12 protein-coding genes and 1 pseudogene are annotated in these 15,084 nt (G+C 60.9%); 12 read left to right on the forward strand and 1 reads right to left on the reverse strand.

Translation table 11 applies throughout. From position 1 onward, the window contains the following. The first annotated feature begins 43 nt into the window (after positions 1–43). From QOM10_RS15345 to QOM10_RS15360, 4 genes are all read left to right on the forward strand, one after another. Complete coding sequence (locus QOM10_RS15345) at positions 44–1,132, forward strand: polyamine ABC transporter substrate-binding protein (protein WP_316916412.1); 1,089 nt, start codon at positions 44–46, stop codon at positions 1,130–1,132. Further along, entirely contained in the window at positions 1,129–2,430 is a 1,302-nt protein-coding gene (locus tag QOM10_RS15350; protein ID WP_150751361.1) for an NAD(P)/FAD-dependent oxidoreductase, read from the forward strand. Before QOM10_RS15345 ends, QOM10_RS15350 begins: the two co-directional genes overlap by 4 nt. 255 nt (positions 2,431–2,685) lie before the next feature. Next, positions 2,686–4,341, forward strand: a complete 1,656-nt coding sequence (locus tag QOM10_RS15355; protein WP_127927760.1) for an intermembrane transport protein PqiB — start codon at positions 2,686–2,688, stop codon at positions 4,339–4,341. Between the two features lie 16 nt (positions 4,342–4,357). Next, a complete protein-coding gene (locus QOM10_RS15360; RefSeq protein WP_316916413.1) occupies positions 4,358–4,912 on the forward strand; it encodes a PqiC family protein in 555 nt (184 codons plus the stop codon). A gap of 5 nt (positions 4,913–4,917) precedes the next feature. Here QOM10_RS15360 and xerC read toward each other — a convergent pair whose 3' ends face one another. Beyond that, on the reverse strand, positions 4,918–5,763 hold the full coding sequence (gene xerC, locus QOM10_RS15365) for a tyrosine recombinase XerC (protein ID WP_316918383.1): 846 nt from the start codon (positions 5,761–5,763) through the stop codon (positions 4,918–4,920). Between the two features lie 447 nt (positions 5,764–6,210). On the opposite strand from xerC, the gene arnB reads away from it, so the two are divergent. From arnB to QOM10_RS15405, 8 genes and pseudogenes are all read left to right on the forward strand, one after another. Next, entirely contained in the window at positions 6,211–7,359 is a 1,149-nt protein-coding gene (gene arnB, locus QOM10_RS15370; protein WP_316916414.1) for a UDP-4-amino-4-deoxy-L-arabinose aminotransferase, read from the forward strand. Further along, on the forward strand, positions 7,356–8,372 hold the full coding sequence (arnC, locus tag QOM10_RS15375; RefSeq protein WP_316916415.1) for an undecaprenyl-phosphate 4-deoxy-4-formamido-L-arabinose transferase: 1,017 nt from the start codon (positions 7,356–7,358) through the stop codon (positions 8,370–8,372). Before arnB ends, arnC begins: the two co-directional genes overlap by 4 nt. After that, positions 8,369–10,360, forward strand: a complete 1,992-nt coding sequence (arnA, locus tag QOM10_RS15380) for a bifunctional UDP-4-amino-4-deoxy-L-arabinose formyltransferase/UDP-glucuronic acid oxidase ArnA (RefSeq protein ID WP_316916416.1) — start codon at positions 8,369–8,371, stop codon at positions 10,358–10,360. Before arnC ends, arnA begins: the two co-directional genes overlap by 4 nt. Continuing rightward, on the forward strand, positions 10,360–11,244 hold the full coding sequence (arnD, locus tag QOM10_RS15385; RefSeq protein WP_316916418.1) for a 4-deoxy-4-formamido-L-arabinose-phosphoundecaprenol deformylase: 885 nt from the start codon (positions 10,360–10,362) through the stop codon (positions 11,242–11,244). Before arnA ends, arnD begins: the two co-directional genes overlap by 1 nt. Next, a complete protein-coding gene (gene arnT, locus QOM10_RS15390) occupies positions 11,241–12,893 on the forward strand; it encodes a lipid IV(A) 4-amino-4-deoxy-L-arabinosyltransferase (RefSeq protein WP_316916419.1) in 1,653 nt (550 codons plus the stop codon). Before arnD ends, arnT begins: the two co-directional genes overlap by 4 nt. Further along, the gene (gene arnE / locus QOM10_RS15395; RefSeq protein WP_127927774.1) at positions 12,890–13,234 is read left to right on the forward strand and encodes a 4-amino-4-deoxy-L-arabinose-phosphoundecaprenol flippase subunit ArnE; all 345 of its coding nucleotides are present in this window, start codon (positions 12,890–12,892) and stop codon (positions 13,232–13,234) included. The genes arnT and arnE overlap by 4 nt, the downstream gene beginning before the upstream one ends. Next, positions 13,231–13,635, forward strand: a complete 405-nt coding sequence (gene arnF, locus QOM10_RS15400) for a 4-amino-4-deoxy-L-arabinose-phosphoundecaprenol flippase subunit ArnF (protein WP_316916420.1) — start codon at positions 13,231–13,233, stop codon at positions 13,633–13,635. Before arnE ends, arnF begins: the two co-directional genes overlap by 4 nt. Beyond that, positions 13,632–15,046: pseudogene (locus QOM10_RS15405) on the forward strand (UDP-glucose dehydrogenase family protein). The gene arnF and the pseudogene QOM10_RS15405 overlap by 4 nt, the downstream one beginning before the upstream one ends. Positions 15,047–15,084: the final 38 nt, after the last annotated feature.

The raw sequence follows: 15,084 nt of genomic DNA on the forward strand, positions 1-15,084 counted from the left end.
AGCGAACCACCTGAGAAATCCAATAAATTTAAGAGGTGTCGAAATGCGTCTGTTGAAAACCATGGTTCCCGCCGCTCTGGCCCTGATGTGCAGCATCGGAGCCCAAGCCCAGCCACAAGTCAGCGTCTACAACTGGACCGACTACATCGGCGAAACCACCCTCGCCGACTTCCAGAGCCAAAGCGGGATCAAGGTGATCTACGACGTTTTCGATTCCAACGAAACCCTCGAAGGCAAACTGCTCGCCGGTCGCACCGGGTATGACGTGGTGGTGCCGTCCAACCACTTCCTCGCCCGTCAGGTGAAGGCCGGCGCGTTCCTCAAACTTGATCGCTCGCAATTGCCGAACTTCAAGAACCTCGACCCGAAACTGCTCGAACTGCTGGAGAAAAACGACCCGGGCAACGAGCACTCGGTGCCGTACCTGTGGGGCACTAACGGCATCGGCTACAACGTCGACAAGGTCAAGCAAGTGCTGGGCGTCAACCACATCGATTCCTGGGCCGTGCTGTTCGAGCCTGAGAACCTGAAAAAACTCAGCCAGTGCGGCGTGTCGATGATGGACTCCGCTGACGAGGTGTTCCCTGCCGTGCTCAACTACATGGGCATGGACCCGCGCAGCGAAAATCCGGAAGACTTCAAAAAGGCCGAAGCCAAACTGCTGAGTATTCGCCCGTACATCACCTATTTCCATTCCTCGAAATACGTGTCCGACCTGGCCAACGGTGATATTTGCGTAGCCTTCGGTTATTCCGGCGACGTGTTCCAGGCCGCCAACCGCGCCAAGGAAGCCAAGAACGGCGTGAACATCGCTTACGCCATTCCGAAAGAAGGCGCCAACCTCTGGTTCGACCTGCTGGCGATCCCGGCCGACGCCAGCAACACCAAAGAAGCCCATGCCTTCATTAATTACCTGCTCGATCCGCAAGTAATCGCCAAGGTCAGCGCGTCGGTCGGTTACGCCAACCCGAACCCGGCGGCCAAGCAATACATGGATCAGGAGCTGGTCAACAATCCAGAGGTTTACCCACCTCAAGCAGTCCTCGACAAACTCTATATTTCTACCACCCCGCCCCAAGCGATCATGCGTCTGATGACCCGTTCCTGGAGCAAAGTGAAGTCGAACAAATGAATCAGTACACCCAGGAGCACGCCCGCTCCTATTACGCCGCTTCGGCGCGGGCGACCACACCTTATCCAGTACTGGACGGTGACCTGACGGCCGATGTCTGCGTGATCGGCGCCGGGTTCACCGGCGTCAACACCGCCATCGAACTGGCTCAGCGCGGATTGTCGGTGGTGTTGATCGAAGCCCGGCGCATCGGCTGGGGCGCCAGCGGGCGCAACGGCGGTCAGTTGATTCGCGGGATCGGTCATGAGGTTGAAGGCTTCGCCAAGTATGTCGGCCAGGAAGGCGTGCGCTATTTGCAGCGCGCCGGCATCGATTCGGTAGAGCTGGTGCGGCAGCGCATCGGCGACAACGGCATCGAGTGTGACCTGCGCTGGGGCTTCTGCGATCTGGCCAACACCCCTGCGCAGTTCGACGCCTTCAAGGACGAATTGGTCGACCTCGCTGAACTCGGCTATGCCCACGAAACCCGCCTGATCGGCCCGGAGCAGATCCGCCAGCAAGTGGTCAACTCCGACATTTATGCCGGTGGGCTGGTGGACATGGGTTCCGGCCACCTGCACCCGCTGGATCTGGTGCAAGGCGAAGCGCGGCTGGCAGCGTCACTTGGCGTGCGGATTTTCGAGCAGAGCGAAGTGCTGGAAATCATCCACGGCCCGACCGTACAGGTGCGTTGCGCAAACGGTACGGTGCGGGCTGGCAGTCTGGTGCTCGGCTGCAATGCGCATCTGGACGAACTCGAACAGCAACTCAGTGGCAAAGTGCTGCCGGCCGGCAGCTACATCATCGCCACCGAACCGTTGTCTGAGGCGCGCGCCGCGCAACTGATCCCGCACAATCTGGCGGTGTGCGACCAGAAAGTCGGCCTCGATTACTACCGGCTCTCGGCGGACCGGCGCTTGTTGTTCGGCGGTGCCTGCCACTATTCCGGCCGCGATCCGGCGGACATCGCCGCTTATATGAGACCGAAGATGCTCAAAGTCTTCCCGCAACTGGCGGACGTGCGCATCGATTACCAGTGGGGCGGCAAGATCGGCATCACCGCCAACCGCTTTCCGCAGGTCGGCCGGCTCAAGCAGCACCCGAACGTGTTCTACGCGCAGGGCTATTCCGGTCACGGCCTGAACGTCACGCACTGGTGCGCGAAACTGCTCGGCGAGGCAATTCATGCCGGTCACAGTCAGGGCATGGACGTGTTCAGCGGCGTGCCGCACATGACCTTCCCCGGCGGCCCGGCCCTGCGCTCGCCACTGCTGGCACTGGGCATGTTCTGGTATCGCCTGCGGGAAATGCTCGGTTGACAGCACAAGCAGCGCTGTCGCGATCTGATCGTTCCCGGCTTTGATCGTTCCCACGCTCTGCGTGGGAATGCCTCAAGGGACGCTCTGCGTCCAGTGACGCGGAGCGTCACGGGCTGCATTCCCACGCAGAGCGCGGGAACGATCATCAAGCACAGGTGAGCTATACACATTTGCTCTATCGCCAAGCACTTCTATATTGATGAGGTGCTTTTGCGTTCCTGACGCTCAGTGCCCAATCAATCGAGGAGGACATGGATGAAGTCGTCAGCCACCGACGAGCCGCGAGCACCAGGCCAAGCCCCAGTCAAAACCCGCCGTTTCGGCATTTCGCTCGTCTGGATTGTGCCGATCGTGGCGGTGCTCGTGGGCATCTCGCTGGTGGTGCACAACGTGATGCAGGAAGGGCCGACGATCATCGTCAACTTCAAGACCGGCAGCGGCCTGACGGCGAACAAGACCGAGGTCAAATACCGCAACGTGGTCATCGGTCAGGTGACGGACGTCGAATTGAGTGGCGACCAGAAAAGCGTCGACGCCACCATCAAACTGTCCAAACAGGCGGAAACCTTCACGCGCGAAGATTCACAGTTCTGGGTGGTGCGCCCGCGCATTGGCGCCGGCGGCGTTTCGGGCATCGACACCCTGCTTTCCGGTGACTACATCGGCGCCGACGTCGGCCAGTCCGATAGCCGCGCAAAGAACTTCAAGGGTCTGGAAAATCCGCCGCCGATCACCTATGGCGAACCCGGTAAACGCTTCATGCTGCATGCGCCGGATCTCGGTTCACTGGACATCGGTTCACCGGTTTATTACCGCAAGATTCCGGTCGGCCAGGTCGTCACTTACGCCCTTAACCCGGAAGGCAAAGGGGTCGATATCGAGGTGTTCATTCACGCGCCGAACGACGCGTTCGTCACCGAAAACACCCGCTTCTGGAATGCCAGCGGCATCGACATCAATGTCGGTGCCAATGGCTTTGCCGTGAAGACCGAATCGCTGTCAACCATGCTGGTGGGCGGCATTGCGTTCCGTGCTCCGGATTACAGTCCGAACGATGTGGCCGCCGCCGACGACAAGGATTTCGAACTGTTCGCCGACCAGCAGAGCGCCCTCGCCCCGCCGAACGGCAAGGCGCAATACATGGTGCTGCGTTTCGAGCAGTCACTGCGCGGACTCAAGGTCGATGCGCCGGTCGAGTTCCTCGGTATGGAGATCGGCCGGGTCGTGGGCATCAACCTGGATTTCGATGCGAAAAAACGCACCTTCCCGCTGAACGTCGGCATCGTCATTTACCCGCAGCGTCTCGGTCAGGCCTACAAAAAGATGCTCACCGAATTCAAGCACGACCCCAACGACGAAGCGGCCGGCATCCGCCTGCTGGGCACCTTCGTCGATAATGGCCTGCGTGCTCAGGCGCGCAGTGGCAACCTGCTGACCGGCCAGTTGTACGTCGCATTGGACTTCTTCCCGAAAGCGGAGAAAGTCGCGTTCGACCCGAGCGCTCGCCCGGTCGTTCTACCGACCGTTCCGGGCAGCCTCGAACAGCTGCAGGAGAAACTCGAAGCCGTGGTCGACAAACTCAACAAGCTGCCGGTCGATCGCATCGCCAACAACCTCGACAGCAATCTGATCGAGCTGCGCAAAGGCCTGACCCAGTTCAACGCCAAGACCCTGCCGGGCGTGCAGAGCACCCTCGCCGACGTCAGCAAGACCTTGCAGTCCGCCAGTTCAACGCTCGCCGAAGACTCGCCGCAGCGCGAGAAACTCACGGAAACCCTCGACGAACTCGGACGCATGTCGCGTTCGCTGCGTGAGCTGTCGGATTACCTCGGCCGGCATCCGGAATCGCTGATCCGTGGTCGCCCCGATAACGCCGCGCCTATCGATCTGAAAGGTCCGCCACGCAACTGAGCACAGGAGCTGAACCATGGCTGTACCGCTGAAAATCACCGTGCTCGCTGCGCTTCTGCTGCTGGGCGCCTGTCGCAGCGACCCGATCAGCTTTCACACCCTGACGCCGGTGCAGATCGCCAACACCCGCACCGGCGCGCAGATTCCGATTGAAGCGCTGAGCGTGCCGCCGCAGGTCGACCGTGCGCAAATCGTTATCCGCCAGGGCAACAGCGGCCTGGCGATTCTGGAAACCGATTGGTGGGGGGCGACACTGGCGGATGAGTTGCGCGGTGCGTTGGCCGATCAATTGAGCAATACCAGTGGGCAAGGCAATGTTTCGGTGCGCATCGAAGTGCAACGCTTCGACTCGATCCCCGGTCAGTACGGCCTGATCGACGCCAAATGGCGCTTGCGTCCCGTCGGCGCCACTGACAATGGCTCGCTGACCTGCCGTTCGACCCTGCAAACACCGTCCGGCCCGACCATCGATGATCTGGTGGGCGCCCAGCAGCACAACGTCAAACGGCTGGCCGAGCAGATCAGTCGGGCGGCAACCGGCAACGCGCGCACCTGCCCTTCCCCGTCCTGACAGGCCTACAGATCGAAGCGATCCACCGCACGCCGCCGCTCGTTGTCATCACGCACATCGTAGTTGGCGGTGGTCTGGATGTTGCTGTGGTGCGCGAGCTTCTGCGCGATCGACAGATCATGCTCCTCGATGACCCGCGTAATAAACGAGCGGCGGAAGTCGTGAGGCATGATCTTCACCCCGACCTGGGTGCCACGCTGACGGGCGATGTAATAGATCGCGTGTTTGGTGATGCGCTCGCGGGTGATGTGGCTGCCGCGACGGATACGATTGAACAGAAAGGCATCGTCGCTCTCGCCTTCCTTGAGTTGCGAGCGGCGCAACTCCAGCCACGCATCGAGTTTGGCGAATGCCCAGGCCGGCGCGTACTTGATCAGTTGTTTGTTGCCCTTACCGGTGACGGTCAGGCTGCGCTCAGTGAAGTCGACCTGATTCAAATCCAGGTCCACCGACTCCGATTTACGCATGCCGGTGCCGTACAACAGCGCAATCACTGCCGCGTCGCGCAGGCCTTGTGGGCGTGGATCGGCGGCGCAAACTTCCATCAGTTCGTGAATCAAGGTGGGCTTCAAGTTGCGGCCCTGCGATAAACGCGTGCCGGCAATGCCTTTGACCGAACGCATCTTCAGCAGATGATCCTGACTGATCAGACTCATGCGCCAGGCTTCATTCATCACCCCGCGCACTGCATTCACATACAGCGACGAGGTATTCGGCGCATAACCGTCGGCGCGCAACGCGGCGACCAGCGCCACGACGTCTTCCGGTTGCAGCCCGTGCCAGGGGATTTCTTCGATATCCACGTCTTCGAAACCCAGGCGGTCCGCAGCATCCTGCAAGACATAGCGCATGGTCAGTTGGCTGGAAGGCGCCAGTCGCGCCAGATAAAGCGTCAGCGGATTAGTGTTGGACGGGGTGGATTCAGTACTCGACAAGTCAATCAAACGAAACGGCCTTGAATAGAAAACAGTTCAACAAAACAACTTAAAAGTGCAAACAAACTTATATAAAGAGCGACTCTTCCGTAAGAGTTTTCGACTAAAACAGCCGATGAACGGAAGAAGTCTGAACGGCGGCTGTATGGCTTACAGATAGACGAATCGCCGACCGTTTTTTCATGTTCCTTTGACAAAAACGCGCATAACCTTAGTTACAACAGGTTGCCCCGAAAGGCCTGCAACCCTGCCGGCCGCGGACTGGAAAGTCAATCAGGTATTCCCCGACCGGTAACTCAACCCTTTGAAATTCCGTGTTTTTCAGACAATCGGCTGAAGGATGGCTGTCGCCCCGAGGTTCTTATGAGTCAAGCGTTTCTGCCGTTTTCCCGGCCGAGTATCGGCGAAGAAGAAATAGCCGCCGTCGAACAAGTATTACGTTCGGGCTGGATTACTACCGGCCCTAAAAACCAGGCACTGGAAGAACAGTTCGCACACTATGTCGGTTGCAAACACGCCGTGGCACTTTCCTCGGCCACCGGTGGCATGCACATCACCTTGTTGGCTTTGGGCATCGGCCCGGGCGACGAAGTCATCACCCCGTCGCAGACCTGGGTCTCGACCGCCAACATGATCTCGCTGCTCGGCGCCACACCGGTATTCGTCGACGTTGACCGCGACACCCTGATGACCGACGCCGCGCGCATCGAAGCGGCAATCACCCCACGCACCAAAGCAATCATCCCGGTGCATTACGCCGGCGCCGCGTTTGATCTCGATCCGCTGTACGCGTTGGCCGACAAACACGGCATCGCCGTCATCGAAGACGCCGCCCACGCCGCTGGCACCCGTTACAAGCGCCGCCACGTCGGCTCGCAGGGCACGGCGATTTTCTCCTTCCATGCGATCAAGAACATGACCTGTGCCGAAGGCGCGATGTTCGTCACCGACGACGAAGCGCTGGCCAGCCGCGTGCGCATGCTCAAGTTCCATGGTCTGGGCGTTGACGCCTACGATCGCCTGACGGGTGGCCGCAAGCCGCAGGCCCAGGTGATGGAACCGGGATTCAAATACAACCTCGCCGACATCAACGCCGCGATTGCGTTGGTGCAGCTTGAGCGTCTGGACGCGATCAACGCCCGTCGCTCTGAATTGGCCGCCGCCTACCGGCAAAAACTCGAAGGCCTGCCGGTGCAACCGCTGGCCCTGCCCGCCTACGCACAAACCCACGCCTGGCACCTGTTCATCCTGCGCATCGACAGCGAGCGCTGCGGCATGGACCGCGAAGCCTTTATGAAAGGTTTGCAGGACCAAGGCATCGGCACCGGTATCCATTTCATCGCCACCCACCTGCACACCTGGTATCGCCAGCGTGACCCCGACCTCTACCTGCCCGACACCGAATGGAACTCGGCGCGGCTGTGTTCGATTCCGCTGTTCCCCGACATGAGCGATCAGGACCTTGATCGCGTGGTCGGCGCCATCGCCACCCTTATGGACAAACGCCCGTGAAAACCTATCCGATCCGCTGTGTGTCGATCGTCATCCCGGTCTACAACGAACAGGACAGCCTGCCGGAACTGCTGCGCCGTACCGAAGCTGCCTGCCGGATGCTGCGTCACGACTATGAAATCGTCCTCGTTGACGACGGCAGCCGTGACGAGTCTGCCAACCTTCTGGAAGAGGCCGCGAGCCGTGAAGACAGCCCGTTCGTAGCGGTCATCCTCAACCGCAACTACGGCCAGCACGCGGCAATCATGGCCGGTTTCGAACAATGCAAAGGCGATGTGGTGATCACCCTCGACGCCGACCTGCAGAACCCGCCGGAAGAAATCCCCCGGCTGGTCGCAGAAGCGGAAAAGGGTTACGACGTCGTCGGCACGGTGCGCGGCAACCGCCAGGATTCGGCGCTGCGCCGCTATCCGTCGAAGCTGATCAACCTCGCTGTGCAGCGCTCCACCGGCGTCGCCATGAGCGATTACGGCTGCATGCTCCGCGCTTACCGCCGAACGATCATCGACGCGATGCTCGCTTGCCGTGAACGCAGCACCTTCATTCCGATTCTGGCCAACAGCTTCGCCCGTCACACCACCGAGATTGTCGTCGCCCACGCCGAGCGTGAACACGGCGATTCGAAGTACAGCCCGATGCGTTTGATCAACCTGATGTTCGACCTGATCACCTGCATGACCACCACGCCTTTGCGCCTGCTGAGCATCGTCGGTTTCGCCATGGCCGGCCTCGGCGTGCTGTTTGCCGCCGCACTGATCGTGTTGCGCCTGGTGTTCGGTGCCGGCTGGGCCGGTGACGGCATGTTCGTGCTGTTCGCGGTGTTGTTCGTGTTCACCGGTGGCCAGTTCATCGGCATGGGCCTGCTCGGCGAATACCTGGGGCGCATGTACAGCGACGTGCGCGCCCGCCCGCGTTTCTTCGTGGAAAAAGTCTTGCGCGGCCAACCCGCCATGCCGCCGCGCGCCATCACCGTCGACGGTCTCTCTTCCTCCAATGATCAGGTTCTCTCATGAGCGCAAAAACGGTTGTCTTCGCTTATCACGATATCGGCTGCGCCGGCATTCAAGCCCTGCTGGACAGCGGCTATGACATCGCGGCGGTGTTCACTCACGCCGATGACCCGAAAGAGAACGCCTTCTACGCCTCGGTCGCGCAATTGTGCGCACGCAAAGGCATTCCGGTGCACGCCCCGGAAGACGTCAACCACCCCCTGTGGATCGAGCGGATTGCCAAACTCGATCCGGACTACGTGTTCTCCTTCTACTACCGCCACCTGCTGAGCGAATCGTTGCTGGCCACCGCAAAAAAAGGCGCGTTCAACCTGCACGGTTCTCTGTTGCCGAGCTACCGTGGCCGCGCCCCGGCCAACTGGGTGCTGGTCAACGGCGAAAGCGAAACCGGCGTCACCCTGCACCGCATGGTCAAACGTGCCGATGCCGGCGCCATCGTTGCTCAGCAACGCGTGGCCATCGAACGCAGCGACACCGCGCTGAGCCTGCACGGCAAATTGCGCGTGGCAGCCGTTGACCTGCTGCGCGACACCTTGCCAGCCATGCTGCAAGGCAAGATCAGCGAAACCGCGCAGGACGAATCGAAAGCCACTGTATTCGGTCGTCGCACCCCCGCGGACGGCAAACTGCTCTGGGCGAAACCTGCCGAGCAACTGTTCAATCTGGTGCGCGCCGTGACCCAGCCGTATCCGGGCGCTTTCTGCGCGGTCGGCGAGCACAAACTCATCGTCTGGAGCGCCGAAGTCGTTAAAGGCAACGACGGTCAGGCGCCGGGCCGGGTGATCAGCGTCGATCCGCTGCGCATTGCTTGCGGTGAAGATTCGCTGGTGATCCTCTCCGGTCAACGCAACGACAACGGTCTGTTCCTCAGCGGCCCGCAACTGGCCAGTGAACTCGGTCTGGTCGACGGCTCGCTGCTGCGCGGCGCTGAGTCCGGCCGTACGCCACGTCGCACTCGCGTGCTGATCCTCGGCGTCAACGGTTTTATCGGCAATCACTTGTCCGAGCGCCTGCTACGTGACGAGCGCTACGAAGTCTATGGCCTGGACATCGGTTCCGACGCCATCGACCGTCTGCGCAGCCACCCGCACTTCCACTACGTCGAAGGCGACATCAGCATTCACTCCGAGTGGATCGAGTACCACATCAAGAAGTGCGACGTGGTCCTGCCGCTGGTGGCCATCGCCACGCCGATCGAATACACCCGCAACCCGCTGCGCGTGTTCGAACTCGACTTCGAAGAAAACCTCAAACTGGTGCGTTACTGCGTCAAGTACAACAAGCGCGTGATCTTCCCGTCTACCTCGGAAGTCTATGGCATGTGCCAGGACAAGCACTTCGACGAAGACACTTCGAACCTGGTGGTCGGCCCGATCAACAAGCAGCGCTGGATCTACTCGGTGTCCAAACAACTGCTGGACCGGGTGATCTGGGCCTATGGCGCCAAGGGTCTGAATTTCACCCTGTTCCGTCCGTTCAACTGGATGGGTCCGCGCCTTGATCGTCTGGACTCGGCGCGCATCGGCAGCTCCCGCGCCATCACCCAGTTGATTCTTAATCTGGTCGAAGGCACGCCGATTCGCCTGTTCGACGGCGGCGAGCAAAAACGCTGCTTCACCGACATCGCCGACGGCGTCGAAGCCTTGGCGCGGATCATCGATAACGACAACGACGTCTGCAACGGCCAGATCATCAACATCGGCAACCCGGACAACGAAGCGAGCATCCGTCAATTGGGTGAAGAGCTGCTGCGTCAGTTCGAAGCGCATCCGCTGCGCGACAACTTCCCGCCGTTCGCCGGTTTCCGCGACGTGGAAAGCAAGGCGTTCTACGGCGCCGGTTATCAGGACGTCGAACACCGCAAACCCAGCATCGCCAACGCCAAGCGCCTGCTCGACTGGACGCCGACCGTGGAGATGCGCGAGACCATTGGCAACACGCTCGACTTCTTCTTGCGTGAAGCCATGCTCGAACAAGCGGACAAGCGCTAATGCAGGCAGGCCTTCGTATCGACGTCGATACCTATCGCGGCACCCGTGAAGGGGTGCCGCGTTTGCTGGAAATACTCGACGAGGCGCAGATCAAAGCGACGTTTTTCTTCAGTGTCGGCCCCGACAACATGGGCCGGCATCTATGGCGCCTGATCCGCCCGCAGTTCCTCTGGAAAATGCTCCGCTCCAACGCCGCCGGCCTGTATGGCTGGGACATTCTGCTGGCCGGCACCGCGTGGCCGGGCAAACCGATTGGTCGCGAACTCGGGCACCTGATGCGTCAGGCCCGTGATGCCGGTCATGAAGTGGGTTTGCATGCATGGGACCACCACGGCTGGCAGGCCAATGCCGGGCGCTGGAGCAACGCGCAACTGATCGAGCAGATCCGTCAGGGCGTCGACACCTTGAGCGACATTCTCGGCGAAAAAGTCGAGTGTTCCGCCGCCGCCGGTTGGCGTGCCGACGAGCGTGTGATCGAGGCCAAGCAAGCCTTCGGCTTTCGCTACAACAGCGATTGCCGAGGTACGCGGCTGTTTCGCCCGCTGCTGGCCGACGGTACGCCGGGCACGCCGCAGATTCCGGTGGACCTGCCGACCTTCGACGAAATCGTTGGCCCGATCGTCGCGGCGCGGGATTTCAACGGTTTCATCCTTGACCACTTCCGCCCGCAACAGCTCAACGTCTACACCATTCACGCCGAAGTAGAAGGGATTCTCATGGCCGAGGACTTTCGCCAACTGCTCGCCGACGCGCGTCAGCGCAACATTCATTTCAAAGCGCTGGGCGACTTGTTGCCCGAGTTCTTCAACACCTTGCCCGTGGGTCGGGTGCAACGCGGTGCCCTCGACGGCCGTGAAGGCTGGCTGGGAGTGCAAGGCGCATGATCAAACGCTGGACGCTGCCACTGCTGTTGCTGGGCATTTGTCTGCTGGCCTATCTGCTGCCGCTGGGCACGCACGGTTTGTGGATTCCTGATGAGACCCGTTACGCGCAGATCAGCCAGGACATGCTGCTGAGCGGAAACTGGGTGTCGCCGCACTTTATGAGTCTGCGTTACTTCGAGAAGCCGATTGCCGGTTACTGGATGATCGCGCTGGGTCAGCAACTGTTCGGGCAGAACCTGTTCGGTGTGCGGTTTGTGTCGGCGCTGAGCACCGGCCTGAGCGTGCTGCTGTGCTATCTGCTCGCCCGACGTTTATGGAACGAGCCGCGCAAAAGCTTCGTCTGCGCCCTGCTCTATATGAGTTTCACCATCGTCGCCGGTCAGGCCGGCTACGCCAACCTCGATCCGCAGTTCACTTTTTGGGTCAACCTGAGTCTGCTGGCGCTGTGGTTCGCCTTCGACAGCCACACCAGCGGCAAGCGCATGGCCGCCTGGGTCGTGTTGGGCCTGGCTTGCGGCATGGGCTTCATGACCAAGGGATTTCTCGCCTGGCTGCTGCCGGTTTTGATCGCCCTGCCGTGGCTGCTCTGGCAAAAACGCTGGCGTGAACTGCTGATGTTTGGCCCCGTGGCGATTGCCGTGGCGATCATCATCAGCCTGCCGTGGGTGCTGTCGGTGCATGCGCAGGAGCCGGACTACTGGCGGTTCTTCTTCTGGCACGAGCACATTCGCCGCTTTGCCGGGGATGACGCGCAACACGATGCGCCGTGGTGGTTCTATCTGCCATTGCTGGTGGCGTTCAGTTTGCCGTGGGCGGGATTGTTGCCGACGGCGTTCAAGCAAGCCTGGCAAAGCCGCACTCAGCCGAAAGTCGTGTTCCTGCTGCTGTGGCTGCTGATGCCGCTGCTGTTCTTCAGCCTGAGCAACGGCAAATTGCCGACTTACATCCTGCCTTGCCTGCTGCCGATGGCGTTGCTGCTGAGCAATGCGCTGGCCGACCGCTTGCGTCTTGAGCAAGGTCGGGCGCTGAGCATCAATGGCTTGCTGAATCTGTTGCTGGGCGTCGTCACGCTGATCGCGCTGGTGTATCTGCAACTGACCAAACCGGTGTACGACCACGAACTGCACAGTCTGGTGCTGGTGTTTATCGCGCTGATCGGCTGGATTATCGCCAACCTGCTACAAGCCTTGCTGCCGCTGCAATGCTGGGCGGCTCCGGCGCTGGGCAGCCTGTTGCTGATCGCGGTGTTGCCGGCGGCGCTGCCGAAGTCGGTGGTCGCCAACAAGATGCCGGATCAGTTCATCAAGCATCACGTCACCGAACTGGCGCAAACCACCCACCTGCTGAGTAACGACCTCGGTGCCGCGTCCGCACTGGCCTGGCGCCTGAAAACCCCGCAAGTCGCGTTGTACAACACGATAGGCGAATTGAAATATGGCCTTGCCTATCCTGACGGCATTCAACAGCGGGTCGATCCCGATCACGTGCAACAGTGGATGCGCGAGGCACGCCGCAGCGGTGCGGTCGGCGTGGTGATGCGCGTCAAGGGGCAGGACGAACTGGACGAAATCGACAGATTGCCAAAGGACGGCGTCCGTTATGAGCAGGGCAACCTGGTGATCATGATCCTGCCCAAGGAGGCGTCATGAGCCTGTTGCTGCTGTTGGCTGCGTGCCTGCTGACCTGTCTGGGCCAAGTGGCGCAGAAATACGCCGTCGAGAGCTGGCGTGGCGTCGAGTCGGGCTGGGCCGACAAACTGCGCTCGCCGTGGTTATGGCTGGCCCTGCTCGCCCTCGGCTCGGGTCTGTTGGTCTGGCTGCTGGTGTTGCAGCGTCTGGAAGTCGGCATCGCCTACCCGATGCTCAGCCTCAATTTCGTCCTGATCACCCTGATCGCGCGCTTCGTCTTCGGTGAACCCATCGACCGCCAGCATTGGCTTGGCGTGGCGTTGGTGATCGGCGGCGTGGTGTTGCTGGGGCAACAGTCATGAACCAACGTCGTGGCATCACCTTCGCACTGGGCAGCGTGTTCCTCGTCAGCGCTGCGCAACTGGGCATGCGCTGGAGCATGACCCGCCTGCCCGTGCCGGACCAATGGCTGCACATTGACAGCCTCGACTTGCGTGCGCTGGCCGTGGTCATCGCGGCGATTTTTGCCTACGCACTGTCGATGCTCTGCTGGCTCGCCGCCCTGCGCGATCTGCCGCTGGGCCGAGCTTATTCGCTGCTGAGCATCAGCTATGCGCTGGTGTATCTGCTGGCGGCCAGTCTGCCGCTGTTCAACGAATCCTTCAGTTTCACCAAATCACTGGGCGTGGCGCTGGTCATGCTCGGGGTCATCACCATCAACACGCGTCCGGCTCGTGCGCCCGAATTCAGGAGTGCTCCATGAAAATCACAGTATTTGGCAGCGGTTACGTCGGTCTGGTGCAAGCGGCGGTGTTGGCCGAAGTCGGCCATGATGTCGTGTGCATGGACGTCGACCAGAAGAAGGTCGACCTGTTGCGCCAGGGCCATGTCAGCATTTTCGAACCGGGGCTGGCCAGTCTGGTGCGTGAAGGGCTGGACTCCAAACGCTTGCAGTTCACCACCGACGAAAAACTCGCCGTGCAGCACGCTCGGGTGGCGTTTATTGCGGTGGGTACGCCGTCGCGTGAGGACGGTTCGGCGGATCTGCGTTACGTGCTTTCGGTCGGCGACGCGATTGCCCGGCATCGTGAGCAGCCGTTGATCATCGTGGAGAAGTCCACGGTGCCGGTGGGCACGGGCGACACCCTGCGCACGCACATCGAAAAAGCCCTGATCAAGGTCGGCCGCCTGCTGCAATTCGATATCGTCTCCAACCCGGAATTCCTCAAGGAAGGCTCGGCGGTTGCCGACTGCCGCCGCCCGGATCGCATCGTCATCGGCTGTGAAGGCGATGAAGTGCGCGACGTGATGCGTGATCTGTACTCGCCGTTCAACCGCAACCACGACCGCATCATGTTCATGGACCTGCGCAGCGCCGAGCTGACCAAGTACGCCGCCAACTGCATGCTGGCGACCAAGATCAGCTTCATCAACCAGATCGCCGAGTTGGCCGAGCACTTGGGCGCCGATATTGAATCGGTGCGTCAGGGCATCGGTGCCGACACGCGCATCGGTTACCACTTTATCTACCCGGGCTGCGGTTATGGCGGCTCGTGCTTTCCGAAAGACATGCGCGCGCTCATCCACAGCGCCGAAGAGGCGCATTGCTCCAGCGACTTGCTGCAAGCGGTCGAGGCGATCAACCAGCGGCAGAAACACAAGTTGTTCGAGCGCATCAACGCGTTCTACCGCGGTGATCTGCGAGGTAAAACCTTCGCCTTGTGGGGCTTGGCGTTCAAACCGAATACCGACGACATGCGTGACGCGCCGAGCCGCGTGCTGCTGGAAGAATTGTGGGCCGCCGGTGCCAGCGTGCGCGCCTTCGACCCGGAAGCCATGCAGGAAACCCAGAACCTCTACCCGGACGAATCGAAGCTGATGCTGATGGGCACGCCGGAATCGGTGCTGCCCGGCGCCGATGCGTTGATCATCTGCACCGAATGGCAGCAGTTCAAGGCTCCGGATTTCGACCTGATCAAGCAGCGCCTCAACACCCCGGTGATCTTCGACGGCCGTAACCTGTACGACGCCGAGCGTCTGGCGCGCAACGGTTTCCATTACTTCCCGATGGGTCGTGGCGAATCGCGCAAATTGCCGATCCCGCTGCAACAGTGGCCGAACGCGTCCGACGTCGCTTGATGAGGCAGTCGCTCTGTACGCCGCCCCCCTTGTAGGAGCTGCCGAAGGCTGCGATCTTTTGATCTTGTTTCTT

Origin of the sequence: Pseudomonas sp. P108, from assembly GCF_032613195.1 — a bacterium.
Lineage (GTDB): Bacteria > Pseudomonadota > Gammaproteobacteria > Pseudomonadales > Pseudomonadaceae > Aquipseudomonas.

Excerpts from the sequence above, each read along its gene's own strand:
- xerC (WP_316918383.1), bottom strand. The coding sequence starts at position 5,763 with ATGCGCTATGTCTTGCAGGATGCTGCGGACCGCCTGGGTTTCGAAGAC.
- arnT (WP_316916419.1), top strand. The coding sequence starts at position 11,241 with ATGATCAAACGCTGGACGCTGCCACTGCTGTTGCTGGGCATTTGTCTG.
- arnE (WP_127927774.1), top strand. The coding sequence starts at position 12,890 with ATGAGCCTGTTGCTGCTGTTGGCTGCGTGCCTGCTGACCTGTCTGGGC.
- QOM10_RS15345 (WP_316916412.1), top strand. The coding sequence starts at position 44 with ATGCGTCTGTTGAAAACCATGGTTCCCGCCGCTCTGGCCCTGATGTGC.
- arnB (WP_316916414.1), top strand. The coding sequence starts at position 6,211 with ATGAGTCAAGCGTTTCTGCCGTTTTCCCGGCCGAGTATCGGCGAAGAA.
- QOM10_RS15355 (WP_127927760.1), top strand. The coding sequence starts at position 2,686 with ATGAAGTCGTCAGCCACCGACGAGCCGCGAGCACCAGGCCAAGCCCCA.
- arnF (WP_316916420.1), top strand. The coding sequence starts at position 13,231 with ATGAACCAACGTCGTGGCATCACCTTCGCACTGGGCAGCGTGTTCCTC.
- QOM10_RS15350 (WP_150751361.1), top strand. The coding sequence starts at position 1,129 with ATGAATCAGTACACCCAGGAGCACGCCCGCTCCTATTACGCCGCTTCG.
- arnD (WP_316916418.1), top strand. The coding sequence starts at position 10,360 with ATGCAGGCAGGCCTTCGTATCGACGTCGATACCTATCGCGGCACCCGT.
- arnA (WP_316916416.1), top strand. The coding sequence starts at position 8,369 with ATGAGCGCAAAAACGGTTGTCTTCGCTTATCACGATATCGGCTGCGCC.
- QOM10_RS15360 (WP_316916413.1), top strand. The coding sequence starts at position 4,358 with ATGGCTGTACCGCTGAAAATCACCGTGCTCGCTGCGCTTCTGCTGCTG.